Source organism: Martelella sp. AD-3, from assembly GCF_001578105.1.
In the GTDB taxonomy this organism is placed as follows: Bacteria; Pseudomonadota; Alphaproteobacteria; order Rhizobiales; family Rhizobiaceae; genus Martelella.
Genome location: NZ_CP014275.1, coordinates 3,352,501 through 3,376,046, shown reverse-complemented (window position 1 = coordinate 3,376,046; position 23,546 = coordinate 3,352,501). Strand labels below are relative to the sequence as shown.

Below are 23,546 nucleotides of genomic sequence, written 5' to 3'. Positions count from 1 at the left end.
ATGGAACGGGCCGCTCTGCTCTTTACTCGGCTTTAAGCTATCGCCGATAGTATGAATGATTATTAACCATATTTGTGACGCCCAGTATGCCCGATTTCAAAAAACTCATGGTTGCTTCCGGTCTTGTTCTTCTTTCCGCCTGCTCCTTGAATTTCCTGCCGGGCGCCAAACCGACGATCCCGTCGCCGATCGCGGCCAATCCGGCATCCCTCAGGATTGCGGTGCTGGCGCCCGAAGAACTCCGGCTGCCGAAGAATGAGATCGTTCTGACCGTTTACCAGAAATCCGGTTCCGGCGAGATCAGCCGGGACTACACGCTTGTGGCGGCGGATGCCGGGCAGGAGGCTGCGACGGTGGCAGAGTTCCGCAAACCCGGCCAGAAGCTGACCGTGCTGCGTCTGTCGCCGACCGACGCATTGGCGCTCAGGGACCAGCAGCAGGAGATGGCCGCAGCCCGCGAGGCCGGTGGGGCCAGGCCGGGCTTCTCGGTCGATCTCGACGCGGCCTGCTGGAACGGGCCGATGATCGCGCCGGCCGTGCCGCTCGACGTCCTGATCGAAGCCGGAACGGAGGAGGGTTTCCACCCTCTGCTTCAGGATATCGACATTTTCGCGCTGATGAACCGGCCAGAGGAATCGCGGCTGAAATCCTGCTCTTGAAGCATCAACCGCAGGTCTGCGCCATAGAGCATTTCGCAGTCAGATGGAAACATCTGACGTCCACGAAAATGCGTTGAAACAAATAGATAGATCATTTCCGCGTTTCCAGGAAATGCGGAAACGATCTAGTGACTGGCGTTTTATGCGCCAGCGTCCTCGTATGTCGCGGCAACGCTGTCGAGGGCGCGCTCCATGCCCGGGCGCAGCGCCACGAGCAGGCTGGCATAGCCGTCTTCTCCGGGCCAGAATCGTTCGGCGAGAAAGGGGCCGGCGCCGGGCGCAACCCGGGTGACGGCGATATTGGCATCACCGAGATTGAACTCGGTCAACCGCATCATCAACTGTTCGCCCAGCGCCAGCGCCTCCATGTCCGGCCGCACCAGCATTTTCCAGACCCATGCCGCGCCCATATGCACCGGCTGTATGGCCGCCGCAATCAACTGGTCTTCGAGATAGAGCGCATGGATTCTGAGCCGGTCGTTCTCCGACAGAAGCCTGGCCACCGGGACGAAGGCTGAAAAGCGGCTGGCATTTTCGGGCGTGTCGCACAGAAGCGAAAGGTCTTGCAGCGCGGCGGAGACTTCACGCGGGTTGCGGGCGACGTGATAGGCGATCCGCCCCTTCCTCCGCAGCGCTTCCCATTTGCCGAGATTATCCTGCCAGGCCTCGCGCTCCGCCCGAGAGAGAGCGCCTGTGGGATCCATCCTGCCGGAAAGGGCGCGGCCGCGGAAGGCGCCTGCAACGCGGAAGGCGAGGCCGCGGGCGGCGGCCACGGCGCGTGCCGAGCGCATGAAGGCGCCATCGGCCAGAAGCGCCGGAAAGGCGATGATGCCCGGAAGATTGGCAAGCGAACCGGCCAGCGCCTCGAACAGCTGGTCAATGGTGGCCATCGGCCGGTGACGTGCGATCAGCGGCGCGTGATACCCGCCTTGCGCAGCTGACGCGACCATATGCGAGCCGCGGTCCGTAACTGAAAAGCCCATGAGCGCCGCAAGCGCGCCGGCCTCGCCGGCCGTGTCTTCGACGAGCGCAAGGCGCTGATGAGCATGGCTTTGCCCGAGCGCCGTCATCACGAAAGCGGCCGACTGGAAGGGATTTGCCTCGATGGCCTGGTTGGCGAGGCGATCGATTGCCGGCTCGAGGTCATCCGGGGCCTCGGAAAAAATGGAGAACTCGCCGCCGCTTCTCAATTCCAGACGGAGGTCGGCAACGGCCTTGCCGGGCCGCACGACCGAGAGTTTCGATTTCAGCCGTGCAGGAGGCCTCGGTCCGAGATCCTTGCGGATGATGCTCATCGGCGCGTCGCCTTTCGTCCGCCGTGGCGGCGCGCGGAGGCCGGACGCCGTTCAAACGCGCCGGAGGCGAGCGGACTTTTGAGGACTGGACACATGGATACGCACTGCTGATCGAGAACCCTTGCCGAATTGATAAGCCGTCTGGGTTAACAAATTATTGGTCGGCACTTTCGAAGACGGGTACCGGGCGGCTCTTGCAATTCTGTCCGAAGCGGGCAGACTGTCGTGTGAATGTCATCAAGATGCGAGGCGGAAAAGCATGGCGCAGAAGCCGGACACGCAACGCAACGACGGAGCTGGCGACAGCAATGTCGTCGATCTTTCCCAGTTCAGGCCAGGCGGAAAGGCCGAGCCGCTGCCCGTGACCTTTCACCGGCGCGAACTCGATGCGATCCTCTGGGTCTACGGACGGATGGTCGGTGAGGGGGAGTGGCGCGACTACGCCCTCGACCATATGAAGGACAAGGCGGTCTTCTCCGTGTTTAAGAGATCCGGCGAATTGCCGCTGTTTCGGATCGAGAAGAACCCGAAGCTGGCGGCGAAACAGGGCGCCTTCAGCGTCACCAATACCCATGGCATGGTGCTGAAACGCGGCCACGACCTGCGCCAGGTGCTGAAGGTCTTCGACCGCAAGCTGAAGCTCGTCGAGAAATAGGCCGGGTCAGAGCGAAAGCGGCAGCGGTTCGGACCGGTCGCCCTCTCCGAGCGGACGCTGCATGAACACCGTATCCAGCCAGCGGCCATGTTTGAAGCCGGTGCCCTTCAACTGCCCGGCATCGGCAAAGCCGCAGGCTCTGTGAAGCGCGATCGAGGCCGGGCTCGCGCCGCCGATGACGGCAACCATCTGGCGGAAACCCCGTGTCTCGCAATCTTCCACCAACCGCTCGAGCAGCAGCCTGCCGATGCCGCGTCCGCGTGCCTGAGGCGCGAGATAGACCGAATTTTCGACGAGCCACCGGTAGGCCGGACGGGTCCGGAAGGCGCTGGCATAGGCATAGCCGAGGAGCGCTTCATTCTCCACGGCAGCAAGATAGGGAAATCCGCCGGCCGTGACCGCTTCCATGCGCTTGCGCATTTCAGCGCGGCTCGGCGGTTCGAGCTCATAGCTCGCGACGCCGTTCAAAACGCTCTCGGCGTAGATCTCGGTGATGGTGTTGATGTCTTCCGGCGTTGCGGGGCGGATCGTGATGGACATGAGGGCTGCGGCTCCTGCTGGCTCAGGACATGAAAAAGGCGGCCCGCAGGCCGCCTTGAACGCATAGGATTTTTCTCGATCAGTTCCGGTTGCCGAGCAGGCGCAGCAGGAACAGGAACATGTTGATGAAGTCGAGATAGAGCGTCAGCGCGCCCATGACGGCCTTGCGGCCGGCGACTTCATGACCGTCGCCTTCATAGTACATTTCCTTGAGCTTCTGCGTGTCCCAGGCGGTCAGGCCTGCAAAGACCAGAACGCCGATCACCGAAACGGCGAAGGAAAGCGCGCTCGACTGCAGGAAGATGTTGACCACCATGGCGATCAGGATGCCGAACAGGCCGATCACCATGAAGGAGCCCATGGCCGACAGGTCACGCTTGGTGGTGTAGCCGTAAAGCGACAGGGCGCCGAACGAGGCCGCGGTGATGAAGAAGGTCTGCACGATGCTGGCCGTCGTGTACATGATGAAGATCGACGACAGCGACAGGCCTGTGAGCGCGGCATAGACCCAGAACGAGGTCTGCGCGGCGCTGACGCTCATCTTGTTGACCCTGAAGGCCAGGAAGAAGAACGCGATCAACGGCGCGAACATGACCAGCCATTTCAGCGGCGAGCCGTAGACGGCGGCGCCGACGCTCGTCAGCAGGATGCCGTTGGGCAGCTGCGCAACGGATGCTGCCTGGTCCGTGGTGGTGGCGAGCGAACTCAGGCCGAAAGCCATCACGCCGGTGATCACCAGGCCAAGCGCCATGAGATTGTAGATGCGCAGCATATAGGCGCGCAGGCCCTGATCGATTTCAGCACTCGCGTGCGCTCCCGCCTGCGCGCGGTTCTGATAGTTACGAAGATCAGCCATCAATTTCCTCTTAAAAAGCCCCTCGTTGATCACGGTGTCGGGAAAATGCGGCAAAAATGCAATATCCCAGGCGCCGCTGGGGGGCTCCAGCAAGCCTGCCAACAATATGATAGGAACGGCAATGGGATACAAGGCATTCAGGAATGAAAAGCGACGGCGCTTTCTCAAATTTTCGTAAGAAACGCCCTGCCTGGCCTCAAAAACGCATCGCGCGCGCCCCATCTAGCAGGAAATCGTCCGGCCTTGTCATGCGGGACCATCTGAAAGAGAGGCTTTCTCCATGCGTTATTTCATCGCCGTCATTCTGCCCTGGCTTTCCTTTTTCACCATCGGCAAGCCGATTTCCGGCATCATCTGCCTGATCCTGCAGCTCACGCTGATCGGCTGGCCGGTGGCGGCACTCTGGGCGCTGTTTGCGGTGCAGAACTATTTCGCCGACCGCCGCAACGAGGAACTGATGGAAACGCTGCGCAGAAAATAGCACTTCAAAGTTATTAGGCAGGCCAAGAATGAGGTTGCAGGCATTGACTAACTTGAATGCCTGCAACGGAGCTTTAGTGCGTAAAGAGCAGGACCATATATGCAGCAATCAACATGCAGTAAGCAAGAGTTTGCATGACTCTCTCCCTTTCGAATATAGTCTCGACAGAAATGGTATTTTGCGACGCAGCGGGCAGTAAGGACAGGGCAAAATCTCCCATGAGGGATAAGAATAGTAAGCGCTTAATCGTCGATCGAGAACGTGTATTGAAAGCGCTATCTAAGATAGAGGGAGGCAGGCAAGCACAGGCAGACCTGCTGGGTGTCACCCCTTCGTCGATTTCGCAATGGTTCGCAGGTGAGACTGTTCCGGTCGCCGATAGATGCTATCGATTGGCCGATGCCTTGAATCTGCCAGCATCGATTTTCTTCCGGGATTTTCCGCTCGATGAGTTTGACGAAGCGTTGAGTCACTCTGTTCGAGTAAATGCGAAGACGGCTGCTTCTAGAATTGTGGGTGGACTGCTGAGGATCGAAGGTCGCTTCGATCTGGATTCCCAACGGCATCTGAGTCGTTTCACTGGAAACTACTGGTTATTTCGTCGTTCGATCGCCAATCCCTCTGCGAAGGTTGCCAAAAGTGCATTCGTCATTTTCAAGAGTGATCAGGCTTTTCGCTTTGAGGAAAGCAGGCGGCTTTTTGGCGCCAAGGGATCTAATTTGGGCTCAATGCGGATGGAAGGTGGCGTGGCGATAACCGATCAAAGGGAGTTGGTTTTCTCTGGGTACACTTTTGTGGGTAGTAACAAAAAGCCAAAATACATGATATCAAACGAATATACAGAAGATTATAATTGCTTCTCTGTATTGTTGACAGCGCCATCTATGAGAAACGATCCAGCTTTTTCTTGCGAGTGTATACTAATTCGGACTGATGATCAGTACCAGCAGATGCTTCTTGATGCTCAGGTTGTCGAAATAGATCAAGCCAACGCGGAACTCGAGACCTATAATAGACAATTGCCAAGTCAGGATTCATTTGTCGTCTTGCGCGGATAAATTCAGTTCATGGATATTCAAGTTACAGCTCGCGCAGATAGAGCGCAGGCTTTTGTCCGAGAAGGTGCCATGTACCGAAAAGCCCGATGGCGACGGTGACGAGGATCGCGCCGCAGACGGTCGCGAGCGCGACAGAGGGGAGCAGGGCAAACGGCAGCATCATGATCTGGGTCAGTGCGTACCAGGCTGCCGCCGATCCCGCGACAAGGGCAAAGAGGCCGGTCATCGCGCCGAGGATCAGATATTCATAGACGAAGGCGCGGATCAGCGCCGGGCGTGTGGCGCCGAGTGTTTTCATGATGACCGCATCATGGCCGCGCCGTCGGTTTCCGGCTGCAAGCGCGCCCGAAAGCACCAGCACCGAAGCAATGAGCGCAATCGCTGCCGCCGCCCTGATGGCTGTGGCAAGCTGGCCGACGAGCGCGCCGGCGATCTCGAGCGCTGCCCGGACCTCGATCGTGGTGACCGTCGGGAAGGTCCGGGTCACGGCACCGAGAATTTCGGCGTTTGTCTCCGTGCTGCCGTCCGGATTGGTCAGCGTCGCCAGCCAGGCATGCGGAGCGCCGGCAAAGGTGTTGGGGGAAAACACCATGACGAAATTGATCGACAGCGATTCCCACTCGACCGCGCGGAAGTTCGCGATCCGCGCGGTAATCTCGCGCCCGAGCACGCTGACGGTGACGGTGTCGCCGAGCTTCAGACCGAGTTCGCCGCCTTCTTCGGCGGCAAAGGAGACGAGCGGCTCGCCGCTATAGTCCTCCGGCCACCATTCGCCCTCGGCAAGAGTCGAGTTTTCCGGAAGATCGGCGTCATAGGTGATGCCGCGGTCGCCGCGCAGCACCCAGCGCGCGTTTGGCGGGGCCTCCCATTCGGAAGCGCGGATACCGTTCAGTGCCAAGATTCGTCCGCGCAGCATCGGGACGAGCGAGAGTTCGCCCTGCGGGGCTTCCTCCGCGAGGAGGTCGCCGAACCCTTCGACCTCATTGCCCTGGATGTCGATAAAAAAGAAGTCCGGCGCCCTTTCGGGAAGCGTGCGGGAAAGCTCGCGGTTCAGGTTGCCGTCAATCAGCGCCAACGCCACCAGCAGCGTGAGCCCGAGGCCGAGGGACAGCACGACCGAGCCGGTAAGCGCGCCGGGCCGGTGGATATTGCCGATGGCAAGGCGCAAGGATGGAGCGCGCGTGTGCGGCGCGCGGCGCGCCAGCCATTTGATGGCGACGGCTACCAGCCGGAGCACAAGAAAAGCGCCGGCAACCGAGGCGAGGAAGACGCTCGCGACGAAACGCTCGTCTGCCGTGAAGATGGCGAGCGCCGCCAGCGCGGCAAGCGTGGCGGTCGCCGCCGCCACGAAGGGCCATGCCGGGCGTCCGCCCTCGTCGAAGCCGTGTTCGCGCAGAAGCGCCGTGGCCGGCACGTTGCGGGCGGCGGCGAGCGGCAGGATGGCAAAGGCGATCGCGGTCAGAAGGCCGAAAAGGGCAGCGATCAGAAGCGCCAGCGGGAAGACCGCCGCGGGAATGGCGATCTCGAGCAGCGAGGAGAGGAGCGGCAGTGCAATCAGCGGAATGATCGCGCCGAAGACAAGGCCCGCGAGGATACCGATCAGCGCCACCAGCATGATCTGAAGGAAGTAGATGGCGACCACCATACTGGCCGGCGCGCCGAGGCATTTGAAGGCGGCGATCGCGCGCCTGCGGCTTTCCAGATAGGCGCTGACGGCATTGGCTATGCCGACGCCGCCGGTGATCAGCGTCGCAAGGCCGACCAGCGTGAGGAACTCGGAAAGCCGGTCGACATTTTCGCTCAGCGCCGGTGCGGCGCGGTCGCTCACGCGCACCGACCAGCCGGCATCGGGGAGAGCTTCCTCGGCCGCGGTCTTGACCGCGTTCGGATCGGGCGCGGAGGCCGGAAGGCGGACGCGGTAGGCATATTCGGCAAGGCTGCCGAGCTGGACGAGGCCGGATGCCTCAAGTGCATCGCGGGAAATCAGGATGCGAGGGGCAAAGGCAAAGCCTTCGGAGAGCGAATCCGGCTCCTGTTCGAGCGTGCCGGAGACCCGGAGCTCGGCATTGCCGAGGAGCAGCGTGTCGCCGGCGGCAAGGCCGAGCCGCTCGGCGAGAAGTGGCGCGACGAGCACGCCGAAGCGGCCGTCATCATTCCTGGACAGCGCCGCATCAAGCGGCATGGCGGGGTCGGAGATCACCGTGCCATAGAGCGGATAGAGGCCGTCGACCGCCTTCACTTCGGCGAGCGACTGGTCCGAGCCGTCGGGCAGCCTGGTCATCGAGCGCATGGTCACCGATTGCGACATCGTGCCGAGGCCCTCGACATAGGCAAGTTCGTCGCCCACCAAAGCCTCGTTGTCGCGCTCGAAGCGGATATCGGCGGCAAGGATCTCGCGGCCGCGTTCGGCAATGCCGGCATTGACGGCATCGGAGACGGAGTTGACCGCAGCGATCGCGGCGACGCCGAGCGCGATGCAGGAGAGGAAAATGTAGAAGCCCGAAAGCCCGCCGCGCATTTCGCGCAGCGCGAATTTCAGGGCAAGCGAAAGGTCGATCCGGTTTGCCTGCATCACTCGGCGGCCCCGGCGCGCTCATGGCCGATGATCTCGCCGGAGCGGACCTGAACCTGCCGGTCGCAGCGCGCGGCCAGCGCCGGGTCGTGGGTGACGAGCACCAGCGTGGTGCCGCTGTCGCGCTGGCGGTCGAACAGAAGGTCGGCGATCTGGCTTCCGGTGTCGCCGTCGAGATTGCCGGTCGGTTCGTCGGCGATCAGTACGGAGGGCTCGGGGGCGAGCGCGCGGGCGATCGCCACGCGCTGCTGCTCGCCGCCGGAAAGCTGGCCGGGGTAATGCGTCAGCCGGTGGCCGAGGCCGACGCTCTCAAGCGCAGCGCGTGCGCGCTCAAAGGCATCGGCGCGGCCGGCAAGCTCCAGCGGAATGGCGGTGTTTTCGAGTGCCGTCATATTGGAGATGAGATGGAAGGACTGGAAGACGATACCGATATTTTCGCCGCGAAAGGCCGCCAGCGCATCTTCCGAAAGCCCGGAAAGCGCGGTGCCGTCAATGGTGATTTCGCCGCTGTCGAGCCGCTCCAGACCCGCGATCACCATCAGAAGCGTCGACTTGCCGGATCCGGAGGGGCCTAGGATGCCGACGGATTCGCCCCGGCCGATTTCAACGGACATGCCCTTGAGTACATGGACGGCGGCGGACCCCTTGCCAAGGGTGAGGTGGGCATTGTCGAGCGTGATGAGATTTTCAGACAAAAGACGGTCCTGCTTTGAAATTGCGGGCGAGGCGAACACATATAGGCATTACGGCCCGCCTCGCCGGATGGACCGGCGAACGGGTATGAAAAGGATTTAGGAGCCTGATGATGCGATTGAAAGCGACGGTGCCGATTGTTTTTGCGTTTCTCGCGGCGCTTGCCGCGGCCACGCCATCAAAAGCGCGTGAACCGGTCGACCTCGTGGTGTTGGGCGACAGCCTGGTCGCCGGCTATGAGCTCGGCCCGGGCGAGGACTATCCCGCGCAGCTTGAGGCAGCGCTCGGGGATGCCGGCTATCAGGTCGCCATCGCCAATGCCGGCGTTTCCGGCGATACCACGAGCGGCGGCCTGGCGCGGGTCGGCTGGTCGGTGCCCGACGGCACGGACGGGGTTATCCTCGAGCTCGGCGCCAATGACGCGCTGCGCGGCGTCGCGCCGCAAACGGTGAAGGAGAACCTCGCGGCCATCATCGAGCGCCTCCAGGCGCGGCAGATTCCGGTGATGCTGATGGGCATGATGGCGCCGCCGAACATGGGGGCTGACTACGCGGAAGCCTTCAACCCGCTCTACGATGCGCTTGCCGAAGAATACGGCGTTCCCCTCTATCCGTTCTTTCTTGAAGGCGTCGCCGCCAATGCGGCGCTGCAGCTTTCCGACGGCATGCATCCCAATGCCGACGGCGTCGCGGTAATGGTCGAAAACACGCTTCCTGCCGTAAGAGCCTTCATCGACACTATCGGGGGACAAACAAATTAACGCTTGCGTCAACATGGCTTAGATGATTCGCTGGAGGGGTGACTAGCAGATTCGGGGAGCTCGCCATGCCGAGAATTTTCACCGCCCTCGAAATCCCGCGCGAACAGGCGTTAAGTCTGTCGCTGTTACGCGGCGGCCTGCCCGGGGCCCGCTGGATCGATGTGGAGAATTACCACATCACCCTGCGGTTCATCGGCGATGTCGACTTTCGCACCGCCGACGAGGTGGTTCATTGGCTCGACCGGATCGAGCGTCCCTCCTTTCAATTGAGCCTCACCGGAACCGGCGCCTTCGGCAACAAGAGGCCGCACGCGATCTGGGCCGGCGTTTCGCCGGCGCCGGAGCTTTTCGCGTTGCAGGGCGAGATCGACCGGATCTGTCAGCGGTTGGGACTGAAGGCCGATCCGCGCAAGTTCACGCCGCACGTGACGCTGGCGCGGCTGCGTGGCTCCAAGGTGCAGGACGTGGTGGAGTATCTTTCCGCTCGCGGCAATTTCCAGACCTTGCCCTTCACCGTGCCGCGCTTTGTGTTGATGTCGTCGCGGGATTCGGTCGGCGGCGGCCCCTATCAGGTGGAAGAGGCCTTCGATCTCTACGATCCGAGCGAGGCCTACAGCTTCGACATGAGCGACTGGCAGCCTGCCAAGAGCATGTGGTAGACGATCTCGAATCCGTCGTCGCCGCCGTAATAGGGATCGGGTACATCCCGGCGCTCGCCGAGCGTATATTCCGAAAACAGCGCGACTTCCGCTGCTGAGGTCTCGCCGGCAAGCCGTTTCAGCGCGGCCATGTTGCCGCTGTCCATGCCGAGAATGATCGAAAACCGGCCGAAGTCCTCAGGCCTGATCTGACGCGCGCGCTGCCCGGAGATATCAAAACCGTAGCGTCTGGCTGTTGCGCGCGAGCGCGGATCGGGCAATTCGCCTTCGTGCCAGTTGCCGATGCCGGCGGAATCGGCCGTGAATTCGTCACCGCGCCCTGCCTGTCCCGCAAGATGGGTGAAGACGCCCTCGGCGAGCGGAGAGCGGCAGATATTGCCGCTGCAGACGAAGAGGATAGAGCGTTTTTCGGGTTGTGCCATCATGTTTACGCAATTGTCTGAAGGATCGAAGTTCTGAAACTGTGGGAGACAATGCCATGAAAGATGCGCGGCTGGAACCGGAAGCGCTGAAGGCGGCCATGCAATCGCGCGAAAACTGGGCGGTCAGCGAGGATGATACCGCGATTTCCCGCGATTTCCGCTTTGCCGATTTTCGCGAGGCCTTTGCCTTCATGAGCGAATGCGCGCTTGCCGCCGAACGGCTCGACCACCATCCCGAATGGAGCAACGTCTACAACCGGGTGGGGGTTTCGCTCACCACCCATTCATCCGGCGGGATCAGCGCCCGCGACATCGAGATGGCCGGCATCATGGACAGGGCCGCAAGCCGTTTCGGCGTTTGAACGCGGGCCCGGCCGTCCTATATTCCCCCATCGAAGGAGCCTTTCATGAGCGATATCAAATATGGTGACATCCTCGAGCCCGGCGACGAGGAAACCAGGGCCGAGAACGAACGCACGGTACGCGCGGGATTCTGGACGAAGCTGCGCAGAACGGCGGCACGTATTCCCTTTGCCCGCGATGCCGTGGCCGCCTATTACTGCGCGACCGACCGCGACACGCCGCTTGGCACCCGGGTGGTGCTCTATTCGGCGCTCGCCTATTTCATCATGCCGGCCGATCTCATCCCCGATATCTTCCTGTTCGTCGGCTTTACCGACGATCTCGCCGTGCTCACCACGGCGTTGACGATGATCCGCAGAAATATGAGAATGGAGCATTATGAGCGGGCGGACCGGGCGCTGACGACGCTGGACGCCGCATAAGAGAATTGGTTGATGCCGCAATCTTGCCCTGATTGGCGGCATGTGTTGTCGCACCATCATCCGGGCCTCCGGCCCAGTGCGGAAATCCACCTCATGTTGAGGTTTTGGTAACCTCGAATGCGTATTGAATTGAACGAATTCGAAACGTATCGGCCTTGCCGCTTCTGAAAGGGCAGGGGCCGGCGGCAGCAGAGAAAATCGGCAGGATCATATGTTTGCAAAAAGAATCGTCCTCGTACTGGTCATTCTGTTCACCGGCGCCTCGATCGCTTCCGCGCAGACGCCGACTCCCATCCAGAAATTCGACGCCTGGGTCGCCTATTCCTATAACTCCGATGCCGGCAAGGTCTGCTATGTCCTTTCGGTTCCGGCCAAGAAGGAGCCGGCCAATGTCGACCACGGCGACAATTTCTTCGTCGTTACCAAATATCCGGGTCAGAACGTCACGCTCGAGCCTCAGGCCATGATGGGCTACAATCTGCGCGAAGGCTCGACCATCGACGTCGTCGTCGATGGGAAGAGCTTCCCGATGTACCACAAGGGCCAGGGCGGCTGGCTGGAGAACGCGGCGCAGGAGCCGGCGCTGGTGGCGGCCATGAAGGCCGGCCGGACGATGGAGGTGAAGGCCACCTCCGCGCGCGGCACCAACACCACGCATACCTATTCGCTGATCGGCATTACCGCGGCGCTCGACAAGATCAGCGCCTGCAAATAGAGACAGCGCTTCCCAAACAAACCCGGCCCAGGCCGGGTTTTTCGTGTCCGGCCTTGCCGTCTGCGCGGGTGAGCCATGCGGCACAGGGGATGACGGCCGGAAGCAGACATGCTATAGGCTCGCCGCAATTGCTCAGGCGCGCCTTTGTTGTGCGGCGCCTGATGAAGCTTGAAAGCAAACTTCTTTACTCTTTTGCGGGTCGCGCACCGTCGGGATGAAAGCCCCGGCGCAGAAGCGTGGATTACCCGCGATCGGCGTTTTTACGGGAGCCCGAGAATGTCCGCTGTCGAAACCATCGATATCGAAGCCCAGCGTGCCAAACCGCGGCCGAAATCGGCTGCCGGGAACACGCTGATCGGTCTTTCCAAGCCGGAACTGGCCGAAGCGCTGTCTTCGATCGGCGTGCCCGACAAGCAGATCCGCATGCGCGTCAACCAGATCTGGAACTGGCTTTACGTGCGCGGCGTCTCCGATTTTTCAGAGATGACCAATATGGCGAAGGACCTGCGGGCAAAGATGGCGGAGACCTTCGACATCGCGCGGCCGGAGATCGTCACGGAACAGATATCGACCGACGGCACCCGCAAATGGCTGATGCGCTTTCCCGCGCACGGCGCCGGACGCCCGGTCGAAATCGAGACGGTCTATATCCCGGAGGAAGATCGCGGCACGCTGTGCATCTCGAGCCAGGTTGGCTGCACGCTCACCTGTTCCTTCTGTCACACCGGCACGCAGCGTCTGGTGCGCAATCTGCGGCCGGAGGAAATTCTCGCGCAGCTTCTCGTCGCCCGTGACGCGCTCGGCGATTTCCCGAACCGCGACGCACCGAACGGCGCCTTCATTCCCGAATCCGACCGCAAGGTCACCAATATCGTGATGATGGGGATGGGCGAGCCGCTCTATAATTTCGAGGCCGTGAAGAAGGCGCTGCTGATCGCGTCGGCCGAAGACGGGTTGTCGCTGTCGAAGCGGCGCATCACGCTGTCGACCTCCGGCGTGGTGCCGGAAATCTACCGCACCGGCGACGAGATCGGCTGCATGCTGGCGATCTCGCTGCATGCGGTGCGCGACGATCTGCGCAATATCCTGGTGCCGATCAACAAGAAATATCCGCTGGAAGAGCTGATCAGGGCCTGCCGGGAGTATCCGGGGCTCTCGAACGCGCGCCGCATCACCTTCGAATATGTGATGCTGAAGGACGTCAATGACAGCCTGGAGGATGCGCGCGATCTGGTAAAGCTGCTGAAAGGCATTCCCGCCAAGATCAATCTGATCCCGTTCAATCCCTGGCCGGGGTCGAACTACCAGTGTTCAGACTGGGAGACGATCGAGCGTTTCGCCGATTTCATCAACCAGGCCGGCTATGCCTCGCCGATCCGGACCCCGCGCGGTCGCGACATTCTCGCGGCCTGCGGACAGCTGAAATCGGAATCGGAACGCATGCGCAAGACCGAACGTCTGGCCTATGAGGCGATGATGATCGCCAATCACGGGGACTGAGGAGAGGCGCTGCGTTCGCCGCTTGCTCCCTATACTCTCTCCCCTTCGGAGCGAGAAGTTTTGGGGGCTGTGCGGTGAGGTGCCGTCGTGCTCGGGCCGCGCGTTCGGCCTGCGAGCCCGCGACCAATCGATAGCGTCGCTCAAGTCCTCGCCTGCCTCAAACCGCCTGTCAAATTCTTGTGCCTTCATGGCTGTCGATCTTATTTCATCGCCCATGCGTGAGCAATATTTTCACCGCGAACAGCGAAAACACGCCGGCGAACAGATAGTCTATGGCGCGCAGCACGCGTTTGTGAGCCATCAGCCAGCCGGAGAGGCGGTCGGCGGCGACGACGATGGCGATCGTCGGCAGAAGCGCCACGGCGATGAAGGTGAAACCGAGGAAAATCAGCTTTCCGGTGACGTTCGGATCGCCAGCTTCCACGAACTGCGGCAGGAAGGTCATGAAGAAGATGATGATCTTCGGGTTCAGCAGGTTCACCCAGAAGCCGCTTGCGATTGCCGCTCGCACGCGTCCCCGCCGGCGCTCCGTTCTCGCTTCCGCCTCCAGCACGAAATTGCTGCCCTTGCGGATCGCCATCACTGCGATCCAGAACAGATAGGCCGCGCCGCCGGTCTTCAGGATCATGAAGGCCGTCGGCGAGGCGACGATCAGGGCGGAGACGCCGAAGGCGACAAGCATTGTGTGCACGCAAAGGCCGAGATTGGTGCCGATCAGCACGGCAAGGCCCGCGACCCGGCCTTCCTTCAGCGCCTTGTTGATCGACAGCGTCATGTCGGGTCCAGGGGTGAGCGCCAGGAGCAGGGTTGCCGCCGCAAAGGCGAGAAGCACGGGGAGGGAGGGAATGAAATCCATGAGAACCGTCGAAACCTGGAACGCCGGCCGCGCGTTCACCGTTCAAGATGATTGCCGATAAGGTTAACAATCTGTAATGAGAGCGGAGCGGTTTGGCAACAATCCGCATTGAGGCTAAAGGGCCGCCGCCAGGACTGAAGGACGATATTCTTGCGCATTCTCGATGAAGCCTTTTTCCCGGAATTGCCGAATTATTACCGCGGCAAGGTGAGGGAAAACTACGACCTGCCGGACGGGCGCCGGATCATCATCACCACCGACCGAATCAGCGCCTTCGACCGGGTCCTGGCCTCCATTCCGCACAAGGGGGCGATCCTGACGCAGATCGCACGCTTCTGGTTCGATGCAACCGCCGATATCGCCGAGAATCACGTTGTCGCCTATCCGGATCCGAACGTCGTCGTCGGCAAGCGACTCGATATCCTGCCGGTCGAGATCATCGTGCGCGGCTATCTCGCGGGCGCCACCGACACTTCGCTCCTGACCCGCTACAAGCGCGGCGAGCGCCGGATTTACGGCTTCGATTTTGCCGATGGCATGCGCGATAACGAAGCGCTGCCGGAGGCCATCATCACGCCGACCAGCAAGGCATTCGACGGCGGCCATGACGAGCCGCTGACGGCCGACGAGATCATCGGACGCGGTCTCCTGACGAGGGCGCGCTGGGACGAGGTCTCGGAAAAGGCGCTGGCGCTGTTTGCCCGTGGCCAGGAGATGGCCGCGCGACGGGGGTTGATCCTTGCCGATACGAAGTACGAGTTCGGCATCGATGCTGACGGCAATCTCCTGCTTGCCGACGAGATCCACACGCCTGATTCGAGCCGTTACTGGATGGCAGACAGCTATCAGGCGCGGTTTGAAGCCGGAAAGCGGCCGGAAAGCTTCGACAAGGATTTCATCCGTTCCTGGGTCGTCGAGCGCTGCGATCCCTATTCCGACCCCATCCCTGAAATCCCGCGCGAAGTCATCGAGGCGGCCTCCGGCGTTTATGCCCAGGCGTTCGAGATGATCACGGGCAAGCCGTTCGTGCCGGATGAAGGCGGAGCAAGCGTCAAGGATCGGGTGCGCGCCAATCTCGCCGCCTACTATCCGGAGGCTTCCTGGGGAGAGGCGTGATGCGCAGACCGCGGCGATCGGCAGAAGAAACGCGTGAGGCCATCCTCGAAACGGCCGAACGCCTGTTTCGCGCGCGCGGGTACAGTGCGGTTTCGATCGCCGATATCGCGGGCGAGCTCGGCATGTCGCCGGCAAATGTCTTCAAGCATTTCCGCAGCAAGCTGACGCTCGGGCGCGCCATAGCCTATCGGCATGCCCGCCGTCTCGCCGAGCGCTGCTCGATCGAGGATCTTTCAGACCCGCCGGACCGGCGGCTGACAATCTTTCTCTCCCGGCTTTCGCGCGAACATGTGCGCGACAAGCGGGAGAACCAGTACCTGTTCGAGATGATCCCGCTGGTGCTCGAGGACCCGGAAAAGGGTGGCCGGATCTATCGCCGTCTTGTGGAAGACAAGCTCTGCTCGTTGATCGCCGAAGGCATGGAGGAGGGGATTTACGGACCGGGCGATCCTGCGCTCGATGCCGCCGCGATCGTCGACATGCTGGGCTGCGTCCTGAACCCCCGCATGATCGCATGTGCCGATCCCGCAACACTGGCTGATAAAACGCAGTTGATCGTCGCCCTTGTCGATGGGGGGTTGAAAAATCGCGTTGTAAAGTGACGTTATCTGCGATACGTCACCAATGAGATTCGTTTTCAGCGTTGTGGCGAGCTTCTGCCGCAATCGCCGACACGTGAGATATTGAGTTTCTGCTCTGTCGGGATTGTGTTAAGAACATGGCCATTGATTGATTTTCATTTCTGGATAGGTGCCCATGCTGTCGCGCAAGCTTCCAATTGCCGCTCTTAGTGTTCTTGCAATGGCGCTCAGCGCTTGCAGTGATGACGGTAAGCAACAACAAGGCGGCATGCAGATGCCGCCGCCCCAGGTGGGCGTGATCACGCTTGAAAAGCAGTCCGTGCCGATCACCACGACGCTTCCGGCGCGCGCGGTCGCCTACCGGTCTGCCGAAATCCGGCCGCAAGTCAGTGGCATCATTACCGAAAAGGCCTTCAAGGACGGCGCCTTCGTCCAGCAGGGAGACCTTCTCTACCAGATCGAGCAGGATACCTACGAGGCCAATCTGGCCCTGGCGCAGGCCTCGCTTGACAAGGCGAATGCAACCGTGCCGGGCCTCGAGGCCAATTACGAGCGCTACAAGCGCATCGTCAACCAGGGCGCTACCGAAATCCAGCTGACCGACGCGCGGACCGCCTACGAGCAGGCGCTGGCCGATGTCGAATCAGCCAAGGCTTCAGTGAAGACGGCCGAGATCAACCTCGGCCACACCGACATCACCGCGCCGTTCGAAGGCGTCCTGGGCGTCTCCAATATTTCGATCGGCAACCTTGCTTCGCCGTCGTCATCCACGCCGCTCGTCAGTCTCAACCAGCTCGATCCGATCTATGTCGACATGTACGAGTCGGCCGCCCAGGTGCTGAGCGCTTCCGGGAAGTATCCGGACTTCAAGAGCGAGCAGGACCTTTCGAGCGTGAAGGTTGTCGTCAAGCTCGACGACGGCAGCGACTATTCGGTCGCCGGTCATCTCGACGTCTCCGAGCGGACGGTGAACGAATCGACCGGCACGGTCAATCTGCGCGCCGTGTTCGACAACCCCGACAACGTCCTGCTTCCCGGCATGTTCGTGCGCGCAACGCTGACCGTGGCCGAGGAAGAAGGCTATCTCATTCCCCAGCTTGCAGCCCAGATCGAGGCCGGCGGCAAGGTCTCGGCGATGTTCGTCACGAACGACAACAAGGTCGAGACGCGCGTGTTCCAGAATGTACGGGTATCCAACGACTCCTGGCTGGTGACCGACAAGGTGTCGGACGGCGACCGCCTGATCGTCGATGGCTTCCAGCGTCTGGTGGGCGGCATCACCGATGTCACGCCTGTGCCGGTCAAGATCAACGAGGACGGCGTCGTGGTCGATGCGAATTCGGACTCCGGTTCGTCCTCCGGATCAGGCTCGGGCGGCGGCGCGTCGGGCTCATCGTCATCAGGCGGAAACGGCTGAGCGTGAAGGTGTTCAGGCCCTAGAACCCAAGCGCTCGAGGAATATTGAATGGCTAATTTCTTCATCAACAGACCGGTTTTCGCCTGGGTGATCGCAATCGTGATCATGCTGATCGGCGGTCTCGGTATCTCGCAGCTGCCGATCTCCCAGTATCCGCAGATTGCGCCGACGACCATTTCCCTTCAGGCATCCTTCCCGGGCGCAAGCGCCAGGACGGTCGAGACGACGGTGACGAATGTCATCGAGGACGGGCTTTCCGGCTTCGATGACATGCTCTACCTGACGTCGAACTCCAGCCCCGGCCTGTCTCAGATTTCGGTCATCTTCGGCCCGAGCATCGATCCGGAAATCGCCCAGGTGGAGGTGCAGAACAAGCTGCAACTGGTGCAGCCACAGTTGCCGGACATCGTCCGCAGCCTCGGCATCACGGTCAACCGCTCCTCCTCGAGCTTCCTCATGGTCGTGGCGCTGACGGATGAAAGCGGCAACTACTCCGCCGCCGATCTCGGCAACATCATCGACAGCACGATCAACGACCCGATTTCGCGCCTTGACGGCGTCGGCAGCGTGCAGGGCTTCTACACGCCCTACGCCATGCGCATCTGGCTCGATCCCTACAAGCTTAACCAGTACAATCTTACGGTTTCCGACGTTTCCAACGCCATTCAGGCGCAGAACCAGCAGGTCGCCGTCGGCGATGTGGGCGACAATCCCGTGGTCAAGGGACAGCAGCTCAGTATCACGGCGGTGTCCTCGAGCCAGCTCGAAAACGTCACCGAATTCGAGAACATCATCCTGCGCACCACCGAAAACGGTGCGACGGTGACGATCTCCGATGTCGGGCGGGTCGAACTCGGCCAGCGCTACTATCAGTTCAGCACGTTCTACAACGGGCTTCCCGCTGCCGGTTTCGCCATCGAACTCGCCAACGGCGCCAATGCCGTCCAGACGTCCGCGCGCGTGACCGATTTCATGAACTCGATCAAACCGACCCTGCCGGAAGGCGTCGACATCATCTATCCTTATGACACGACTCCCTTCGTCAAGCTGTCGATCGAGCAGGTGGTGCATACGCTGTTCGAGGCGATCGTGCTCGTCTTCGTTGTTCTGCTGGTCTTCCTGCAGAACCTGAGGGCGACGCTGATCGCCACGCTTGTCGTGCCGGTCGTGCTTCTCGGCGCCTTCGGCGTGCTCGCCTTTGCCGGCTTCTCGATCAACACGCTGACCATGTTCGCCATGGTGCTGGCGATCGGGCTTCTGGTGGATGACGCCATCGTCGTGGTGGAGAACGTCGAGCGCATCATGCACGAAGACGGGCTTCCGCCGAAGGAGGCGACCCAGAAATCGATGGGCGAGATTTCCGGCGCTCTGATCGGCATCGTGATGGTGCTGACGGCCGTGTTCATTCCGATGGCCTTCATCGGCGGCTCCACCGGCATCATCTATCGCCAGTTCTCGATCTCGATTGTTGCCGCGATGATCCTCTCCGTGCTTGTGGCGATGATCTTCACGCCGGCGCTCTGCGCGACCATGCTGAAGCCGGTCGACCCGACCAAAAAGGATCGTGGTCTTTCCGGCATGTTCAACCGCGGCTTCAACAGCGTCACCGACGGCTATACGCGCGCCGTCGGCTTCCTGCTGAAAATCCCGCTGATCGTCTTCGCGGTCTTCGCCGTGCTTCTCTTCGGCGTCTATCACTACTTCATGCAGCTCCCGGAATCCTTCCTGCCGGATGAGGACCAGGGGTCGCTCTTCGTGATCATCAACCTGCCGACGGGGGCGACCACGGAACGTACCCAGGCGGTCAGCGACCAGGTTGCGAGTTACTTCCGGAACGAAGAGAAGGACGCGGTCGAGGCCGTCTTCAACGTGCTCGGCTTCTCTTTCGCCGGGCAGGGCCAGAACTACGCGATGAGCTTCATCGAACTGAAGCCCTTCGAGGACCGCACCACGGAAACACTGACGGCCGCGTCGGTGGCCCAGCGTGCAAATGGCTTCTTCTACACGCATGTCCGCGATGCTCAGGTCTATGTCGTCCAGCCGCCGGCAATTCCGGGTCTCGGCCAGTCGACCGGCTGGACCGGCTACGTGGTCGACAGCGGCAACCAGGGACAGGCGGCAACGCTCGCCACGACCCAGCGCATCATCCAGCAGATGAATGGCGGCGGCATCGCCGCGCAGGTTCGCACGGATACCTTGCCGAACGAGACGCAGATGCTCATCGATATCGACGAGCAGCGCGCCGGCGCCTATGGCGTCAGCATCGCGGAGGCGACCGGCATGCTTTCGACGATCTATGCCGGCACGAATATCAACAACTTCACCCTGAACGACAAAGTAAAGAAGGTTTACGTGCAGGGCGATGCGCCCTATCGCATGCAGCCAGAGGATATCTACAAATGGTATGCCCGCAATTCGAGCGGCGATATGGTGCCATTCTCGGCCTTTACCGATATCGACTGGACCACCGGCGCACCGTCGCTGTCGCACTATAACGGCAACACTGCCGTCGATATCCAGGGCTCGACCAACCCGGGCTTCAGCTCGGGCGAGGCGATGAACCAGCTTGTCTCCATGGTCGAGTCGGCGCCGGGCGGCTTCACCGTCGCCTGGACGGATATGTCGTTGCAGCAGGTGATCTCGGGCAATGAGGCGGCGTATCTCTATATCGTCTCGATCGTCTTCGTGTTCCTTTGCCTTGCCGCACTCTACGAGAGCTGGAGCATTCCGTTCTCGGTCATTCTGGCGGTCCCCGTCGGTATTCTCGGCGCGGTCGTTGCGGCCAACCTCGACGGTCAGGACAACGACATCTACTTCAAGGTCGGTCTGCTGACGACGATGGGCCTTGCGGCGAAGAATGCGATCCTGATTGTCGAGTTCGCTCGGGAGCAGAGCGAGAAGGGCGACTCGCTGTTTGATGCGGCCATCCATGCGGCGCGGATGCGTCTGCGACCGATCATCATGACCTCGCTCGCCTTCATCCTCGGCGTCACGCCGCTGGTGCTGGCGACCGGAGCGGGCTCAGCCGCACAGAACGCCATCGGCATCGCCGTCTTCGGCGGCATGCTGGCGGCAACGACCTTGGGCATCTTCTTCGTGCCGTCCTTCTTCGTCGCCGTTTGCCGCGTCATGGGCATCGGCAAGAAGGAAGACAAATCGGCAGAAGAGCAACAGATCGTTTAAAAGAAAATTAACGATATTGCGCCGGCCTCGCGCCGGCGTCTAAAACAGTAAGGGTAGGCGGCCCGGGTTCGGGCTTGCCGAGATGACAGGATTGAGACCATGGTGTTGAGCCGCGTTACCCCCGTTCCGCTTTTGCTGCTGCTTCTGGCCGGCTGTGCCGTCGGTCCGGACTATGTGGCGCCGGCAACAGCCTTGCCGGACAAGTTTTCCGAAGGCAGCAGCCAGAGCGTCGGCGACGTTACTGATGTCGCCTGGTGGAAGAGCTTCAACGATCCGCTGCTGAATTCCTATGTCGAGGCCGGCATGGCGCAGAACCTGTCGGTGCTGCAGGCACTGGAGGCGATCGTGCAGGCGGAGGCCAATGTCGTCACCTCGACGGCCGGCGCCTTCCCGCAGGTCAATCTTCAGGCCTATGACACCGGCGCCGGCGCAGGCGGTGACGGGGCCTCCGCGCAGGCGCGCAAGACCTCGAACACATTCGGCGGTTCGGTGCCGATTTCCTGGGTTCTCGACCTTTTCGGCCTCTATCAGCGTTCCGGCGAAGCGGCCATGGCTCAACTCGACGCCGCCTATGCCAGCGCCGACGTCGCCAAGCTGACCCTGATTTCCAGCCTTATCGACAGCTACATCAATGCCCGTCTCTATCAGGAGCGCCTGGCGATCGCGCGCTCCAACCTGAAGAGCCGCCGCGAGACGCTGCGCCTGACCCAGTTCCAGCTGGATGCCGGCGCGGCTTCGCGGCTCGATGTTGTGCAGTCGGAAGGTCTGGTGAACGCGCAGCTTTCCACCATTCCGCAGCTTGAGGCCGCCTATCGTCAGCAGGTCTACGCGCTGTCGACGCTGATGGGATTGCCGGCCGCGACCCTGATTGACCAGATGAACAAGGTCAAGCCCATCCCGGTTACCCATGCGCGGCTTGCCTCCGGCGTTCCGGCAGACCTGATCCGCAACAGGCCGGATATCCGCGAGGCCGAACGCAATCTCGCCGCGGCGACCGCCACGATCGGCGTCGCCGAGGCCCAGCTCTATCCGATGATCTCGTTGAGCGGCACGCTGCAGGCCAGCGTTTCTGCCAATTCGCTTGGCAATGCCGGTCAGACCTCCTGGTCCTTCGGACCGACGCTCAGCCTCCCGATCTTTGACGGCGGCGCCCTGCGCGCGAATGTCTCGAGCGCGGAATCGCAGGCCCGGCAAGCCTATCTCGCCTGGAAGCAGACTGTGCTCAAGGCCGTACAGGAAGTCGAGACGGCGCTCGCCGTCGTCACCCGCGACGGGCGAACGGTGTCGGCCCTGCGCGCGACGGTCGCTTCCTACCGCGATGCGCTCGCGCTTTCGACCTCGAGCTACCGCGATGGCGCGACCTCGCTGCTCGATGTGCTCGATGCCCAGCGCGCCGTCTCCGATGCCGAGGCCAGCCTTGCCGACGCGATCGCGCAACAGGCCGGTGACTTCGTCGCCCTCAATGTTGCGATCGGCGGCGGTTACGCGGCCCAGTAAACCGGCCCTTCAGCCGGTTTTGAATTTGTCTCTCCAGCTTGGCAACGCTCCCCTATGCGGGAGCGTTTCTGCTTCATAGACCCCTCGGGCTATTGCCCGGGCCATCGTCCGCATCGCCTCATGGCAGATCTCGGCCAAGGCGAAATCATCGGGCGCCGGTTTCTCGCCGGTCGCCGCGGCAAACACCGTGTCGCCGTCATAGGGCAGGTGCGCAGGATGGATTGCGCGGGCAAAACCGTCATGGGCCATGATCGCCAGGCGGTAGGCCTGCTGCTTGGTCAGCGTGGCATCGGTTGCAACCACGCCAAGAGTCGTTGCGGTGGTCGGCCCGCCCTTTATCGCAATCGGCAACGCATCATCCGGTATCGAAACCGGCAATCCCAGCCCGCCGAACTCGTCTCCGTCTTCAAGTGCTGCCGCCCAGAAATGCGGGCCGCTGCCGATCGTCACGCTGCCCATGGCATTGACGGCGATAAGCGCGCCGACCCTGAAACCCGAAGCGGTCTCAGAGCTCGCCGATCCGAGTCCCCCCTTGAGGTTGACCGTCGTTGCGCCTGCTCCGGCGCCAACCGTGCCGAGGGCAAAAGGCCCGGTCTTTGCCGCCCGATAGGCGTCATAGCCCAGATCGCGGTAGGGCGCGTGCAGGCCCCAGTTCTTGTCGCCGCCGTTCAGGAGATCCATAAGGATGGCGCCGGGCACGATCGGAATTCGGGCAGGGCCGAGCGCCAGGCCGCGCCCGTCCGCCCTGAGGCCTGACTGAACGCCGCCGGCGGCGTCGAGGCCGAACGCGGAACCGCCGGCCAGAACGAAGGCATCGACGGTCGCAACCGTCCGGCCAGGTTCGAGCAGCAGTTGGTCGCGGCTGCCCGGAGCGCCGCCGAGGGACAGTCCCGAAGCGGTGACGGGCCGGTCAAAAACGATGGCCGTCACGCCGGAGGCAAGATTGCGGTCCTCGGCGTTGCCGACGCTTATGCCGGCGATGTCGGTAATGAGATTGCGCATGTCTGCTTCCCCGTTGGTCGCCATACCGATATCAGCAAACCGGGGGGATCGGTCGCTGGAAAGAGGAAAGAGTCGGATTTTTTCAGATTTTTGAAGAATGCGTGTTGACTTTAAAGGTCGGCTCACCCTATATGCGCATCACCGACGGGGTCGACGGTCGCTCTCGCGACGAACGATGTTGACCTCACCTCCGCCGATTAGCTTTGCTGATTGACGTGTTTGAACTTCAGGGTTTTGGCACGCG

23 protein-coding genes are annotated in these 23,546 nt (G+C 61.6%); 15 read left to right on the top strand and 8 right to left on the bottom strand.

Annotated features, from left to right (window positions below; genetic code table 11):
* Positions 1-86: 86 nt before the first annotated feature.
* Positions 87-659 carry a hypothetical protein gene (locus AZF01_RS15680; protein ID WP_024707699.1) on the top strand — a complete coding sequence of 191 codons (573 nt, stop codon included), beginning with the start codon at positions 87-89 and terminating at the stop codon, positions 657-659.
* A gap of 140 nt (positions 660-799) precedes the next feature.
* Here AZF01_RS15680 and AZF01_RS15675 read toward each other — a convergent pair whose 3' ends face one another.
* Positions 800-1,954, bottom strand: coding sequence for a GNAT family N-acetyltransferase (locus AZF01_RS15675; RefSeq protein ID WP_081725748.1), 1,155 nt, complete (start codon positions 1,952-1,954; stop codon positions 800-802).
* A gap of 259 nt (positions 1,955-2,213) precedes the next feature.
* On the opposite strand from AZF01_RS15675, the gene AZF01_RS15670 reads away from it, so the two are divergent.
* A complete protein-coding gene (locus tag AZF01_RS15670) occupies positions 2,214-2,609 on the top strand; it encodes a DUF2794 domain-containing protein (RefSeq protein WP_024707701.1) in 396 nt (131 codons plus the stop codon).
* Between the two features lie 6 nt (positions 2,610-2,615).
* Here AZF01_RS15670 and AZF01_RS15665 read toward each other — a convergent pair whose 3' ends face one another.
* Both AZF01_RS15665 and AZF01_RS15660 read right to left on the bottom strand, forming a co-directional pair.
* The gene (locus tag AZF01_RS15665; protein ID WP_024707702.1) at positions 2,616-3,149 is read right to left on the bottom strand and encodes a GNAT family N-acetyltransferase; all 534 of its coding nucleotides are present in this window, start codon (positions 3,147-3,149) and stop codon (positions 2,616-2,618) included.
* A gap of 79 nt (positions 3,150-3,228) precedes the next feature.
* Complete coding sequence (locus tag AZF01_RS15660; protein WP_024707703.1) at positions 3,229-4,005, bottom strand: Bax inhibitor-1/YccA family protein; 777 nt, start codon at positions 4,003-4,005, stop codon at positions 3,229-3,231.
* Between the two features lie 280 nt (positions 4,006-4,285).
* Between AZF01_RS15660 and AZF01_RS15655 the strand changes: the two genes are divergently transcribed.
* The gene (locus AZF01_RS15655) at positions 4,286-4,486 is read left to right on the top strand and encodes a hypothetical protein (RefSeq protein WP_024707704.1); all 201 of its coding nucleotides are present in this window, start codon (positions 4,286-4,288) and stop codon (positions 4,484-4,486) included.
* Positions 4,487-4,620: 134 nt separating this feature from the next.
* Positions 4,621-5,544, top strand: a complete 924-nt coding sequence (locus AZF01_RS15650) for a helix-turn-helix transcriptional regulator (RefSeq protein ID WP_081725749.1) — start codon at positions 4,621-4,623, stop codon at positions 5,542-5,544.
* A gap of 22 nt (positions 5,545-5,566) precedes the next feature.
* Here AZF01_RS15650 and AZF01_RS15645 read toward each other — a convergent pair whose 3' ends face one another.
* Both AZF01_RS15645 and AZF01_RS15640 read right to left on the bottom strand, forming a co-directional pair.
* The gene (locus tag AZF01_RS15645) at positions 5,567-8,116 is read right to left on the bottom strand and encodes an ABC transporter permease (RefSeq protein ID WP_061449711.1); all 2,550 of its coding nucleotides are present in this window, start codon (positions 8,114-8,116) and stop codon (positions 5,567-5,569) included.
* Positions 8,116-8,811 carry an ABC transporter ATP-binding protein gene (locus AZF01_RS15640; RefSeq protein WP_036236005.1) on the bottom strand — a complete coding sequence of 232 codons (696 nt, stop codon included), beginning with the start codon at positions 8,809-8,811 and terminating at the stop codon, positions 8,116-8,118. Before AZF01_RS15640 ends, AZF01_RS15645 begins: the two co-directional genes overlap by 1 nt.
* Before the next feature lie 110 nt (positions 8,812-8,921).
* Here AZF01_RS15640 and AZF01_RS15635 point away from each other — a divergent pair, with 110 nt between their 5' ends.
* Both AZF01_RS15635 and thpR read left to right on the top strand, forming a co-directional pair.
* On the top strand, positions 8,922-9,569 hold the full coding sequence (locus AZF01_RS15635; RefSeq protein ID WP_024706711.1) for an arylesterase: 648 nt from the start codon (positions 8,922-8,924) through the stop codon (positions 9,567-9,569).
* A 65-nt stretch (positions 9,570-9,634) separates the two neighbouring features.
* On the top strand, positions 9,635-10,228 hold the full coding sequence (gene thpR / locus AZF01_RS15630) for an RNA 2',3'-cyclic phosphodiesterase (protein WP_024706712.1): 594 nt from the start codon (positions 9,635-9,637) through the stop codon (positions 10,226-10,228).
* Here thpR and AZF01_RS15625 read toward each other — a convergent pair.
* On the bottom strand, positions 10,180-10,650 hold the full coding sequence (locus tag AZF01_RS15625; RefSeq protein WP_036236007.1) for a low molecular weight protein-tyrosine-phosphatase: 471 nt from the start codon (positions 10,648-10,650) through the stop codon (positions 10,180-10,182). The two genes, thpR and AZF01_RS15625, sit on opposite strands and share 49 nt — an antisense overlap.
* Positions 10,651-10,706: 56 nt before the next feature.
* Between AZF01_RS15625 and AZF01_RS15620 the strand changes: the two genes are divergently transcribed.
* From AZF01_RS15620 to rlmN, 4 genes are all read left to right on the top strand, one after another.
* Positions 10,707-11,012 carry a 4a-hydroxytetrahydrobiopterin dehydratase gene (locus tag AZF01_RS15620; RefSeq protein ID WP_024706714.1) on the top strand — a complete coding sequence of 102 codons (306 nt, stop codon included), beginning with the start codon at positions 10,707-10,709 and terminating at the stop codon, positions 11,010-11,012.
* Positions 11,013-11,057: 45 nt separating this feature from the next.
* Positions 11,058-11,435 carry a YkvA family protein gene (locus AZF01_RS15615; RefSeq protein ID WP_024706715.1) on the top strand — a complete coding sequence of 126 codons (378 nt, stop codon included), beginning with the start codon at positions 11,058-11,060 and terminating at the stop codon, positions 11,433-11,435.
* Positions 11,436-11,646: 211 nt separating this feature from the next.
* Positions 11,647-12,150: an invasion associated locus B family protein gene (locus tag AZF01_RS15610; RefSeq protein WP_024706716.1), complete on the top strand. Its 504-nt coding sequence runs from the start codon at positions 11,647-11,649 to the stop codon at positions 12,148-12,150.
* Between the two features lie 276 nt (positions 12,151-12,426).
* Entirely contained in the window at positions 12,427-13,650 is a 1,224-nt protein-coding gene (gene rlmN / locus AZF01_RS15605) for a 23S rRNA (adenine(2503)-C(2))-methyltransferase RlmN (protein WP_024706717.1), read from the top strand.
* A gap of 205 nt (positions 13,651-13,855) precedes the next feature.
* On the opposite strand, the gene AZF01_RS15600 is transcribed toward rlmN, so the two are convergent.
* Positions 13,856-14,506: a LysE family translocator gene (locus AZF01_RS15600; RefSeq protein ID WP_024706718.1), complete on the bottom strand. Its 651-nt coding sequence runs from the start codon at positions 14,504-14,506 to the stop codon at positions 13,856-13,858.
* A 150-nt stretch (positions 14,507-14,656) separates the two neighbouring features.
* Between AZF01_RS15600 and AZF01_RS15595 the strand changes: the two genes are divergently transcribed.
* The 5 genes from AZF01_RS15595 to AZF01_RS15575 all read left to right on the top strand — a co-directional run bounded on the left by AZF01_RS15595 (position 14,657) and on the right by AZF01_RS15575 (position 22,300).
* Positions 14,657-15,622, top strand: a complete 966-nt coding sequence (locus AZF01_RS15595) for a phosphoribosylaminoimidazolesuccinocarboxamide synthase (protein WP_024706719.1) — start codon at positions 14,657-14,659, stop codon at positions 15,620-15,622.
* On the top strand, positions 15,622-16,224 hold the full coding sequence (locus tag AZF01_RS15590; protein ID WP_244435507.1) for a TetR family transcriptional regulator: 603 nt from the start codon (positions 15,622-15,624) through the stop codon (positions 16,222-16,224). Before AZF01_RS15595 ends, AZF01_RS15590 begins: the two co-directional genes overlap by 1 nt.
* Before the next feature lie 253 nt (positions 16,225-16,477).
* Complete coding sequence (locus AZF01_RS15585; RefSeq protein ID WP_161633006.1) at positions 16,478-17,620, top strand: efflux RND transporter periplasmic adaptor subunit; 1,143 nt, start codon at positions 16,478-16,480, stop codon at positions 17,618-17,620.
* 48 nt (positions 17,621-17,668) lie between these two features.
* Positions 17,669-20,803 carry an efflux RND transporter permease subunit gene (locus AZF01_RS15580; RefSeq protein WP_024706722.1) on the top strand — a complete coding sequence of 1,045 codons (3,135 nt, stop codon included), beginning with the start codon at positions 17,669-17,671 and terminating at the stop codon, positions 20,801-20,803.
* Positions 20,804-20,902: 99 nt separating this feature from the next.
* A complete protein-coding gene (locus AZF01_RS15575; protein WP_036236002.1) occupies positions 20,903-22,300 on the top strand; it encodes an efflux transporter outer membrane subunit in 1,398 nt (465 codons plus the stop codon).
* Positions 22,301-22,309: 9 nt separating this feature from the next.
* On the opposite strand, the gene AZF01_RS15570 is transcribed toward AZF01_RS15575, so the two are convergent.
* Entirely contained in the window at positions 22,310-23,302 is a 993-nt protein-coding gene (locus tag AZF01_RS15570; protein WP_036236013.1) for a P1 family peptidase, read from the bottom strand.
* Between the last annotated feature and the right edge of the window lie 244 nt (positions 23,303-23,546).

Excerpts from the sequence above, each read along its gene's own strand:
- AZF01_RS15680 (WP_024707699.1), top strand. The coding sequence starts at position 87 with ATGCCCGATTTCAAAAAACTCATGGTTGCTTCCGGTCTTGTTCTTCTT.
- AZF01_RS15675 (WP_081725748.1), bottom strand. The coding sequence starts at position 1,954 with ATGAGCATCATCCGCAAGGATCTCGGACCGAGGCCTCCTGCACGGCTG.
- AZF01_RS15670 (WP_024707701.1), top strand. The coding sequence starts at position 2,214 with ATGGCGCAGAAGCCGGACACGCAACGCAACGACGGAGCTGGCGACAGC.
- AZF01_RS15665 (WP_024707702.1), bottom strand. The coding sequence starts at position 3,149 with ATGTCCATCACGATCCGCCCCGCAACGCCGGAAGACATCAACACCATC.
- AZF01_RS15660 (WP_024707703.1), bottom strand. The coding sequence starts at position 4,005 with ATGGCTGATCTTCGTAACTATCAGAACCGCGCGCAGGCGGGAGCGCAC.
- AZF01_RS15655 (WP_024707704.1), top strand. The coding sequence starts at position 4,286 with ATGCGTTATTTCATCGCCGTCATTCTGCCCTGGCTTTCCTTTTTCACC.
- AZF01_RS15650 (WP_081725749.1), top strand. The coding sequence starts at position 4,621 with ATGACTCTCTCCCTTTCGAATATAGTCTCGACAGAAATGGTATTTTGC.
- AZF01_RS15645 (WP_061449711.1), bottom strand. The coding sequence starts at position 8,116 with ATGCAGGCAAACCGGATCGACCTTTCGCTTGCCCTGAAATTCGCGCTG.
- AZF01_RS15635 (WP_024706711.1), top strand. The coding sequence starts at position 8,922 with ATGCGATTGAAAGCGACGGTGCCGATTGTTTTTGCGTTTCTCGCGGCG.
- thpR (WP_024706712.1), top strand. The coding sequence starts at position 9,635 with ATGCCGAGAATTTTCACCGCCCTCGAAATCCCGCGCGAACAGGCGTTA.
- AZF01_RS15625 (WP_036236007.1), bottom strand. The coding sequence starts at position 10,650 with ATGGCACAACCCGAAAAACGCTCTATCCTCTTCGTCTGCAGCGGCAAT.
- AZF01_RS15620 (WP_024706714.1), top strand. The coding sequence starts at position 10,707 with ATGAAAGATGCGCGGCTGGAACCGGAAGCGCTGAAGGCGGCCATGCAA.
- AZF01_RS15615 (WP_024706715.1), top strand. The coding sequence starts at position 11,058 with ATGAGCGATATCAAATATGGTGACATCCTCGAGCCCGGCGACGAGGAA.
- AZF01_RS15610 (WP_024706716.1), top strand. The coding sequence starts at position 11,647 with ATGTTTGCAAAAAGAATCGTCCTCGTACTGGTCATTCTGTTCACCGGC.
- rlmN (WP_024706717.1), top strand. The coding sequence starts at position 12,427 with ATGTCCGCTGTCGAAACCATCGATATCGAAGCCCAGCGTGCCAAACCG.
- AZF01_RS15600 (WP_024706718.1), bottom strand. The coding sequence starts at position 14,506 with ATGGATTTCATTCCCTCCCTCCCCGTGCTTCTCGCCTTTGCGGCGGCA.
- AZF01_RS15590 (WP_244435507.1), top strand. The coding sequence starts at position 15,622 with ATGCGCAGACCGCGGCGATCGGCAGAAGAAACGCGTGAGGCCATCCTC.
- AZF01_RS15585 (WP_161633006.1), top strand. The coding sequence starts at position 16,478 with ATGCCGCCGCCCCAGGTGGGCGTGATCACGCTTGAAAAGCAGTCCGTG.
- AZF01_RS15580 (WP_024706722.1), top strand. The coding sequence starts at position 17,669 with ATGGCTAATTTCTTCATCAACAGACCGGTTTTCGCCTGGGTGATCGCA.
- AZF01_RS15575 (WP_036236002.1), top strand. The coding sequence starts at position 20,903 with ATGGTGTTGAGCCGCGTTACCCCCGTTCCGCTTTTGCTGCTGCTTCTG.
- AZF01_RS15570 (WP_036236013.1), bottom strand. The coding sequence starts at position 23,302 with ATGCGCAATCTCATTACCGACATCGCCGGCATAAGCGTCGGCAACGCC.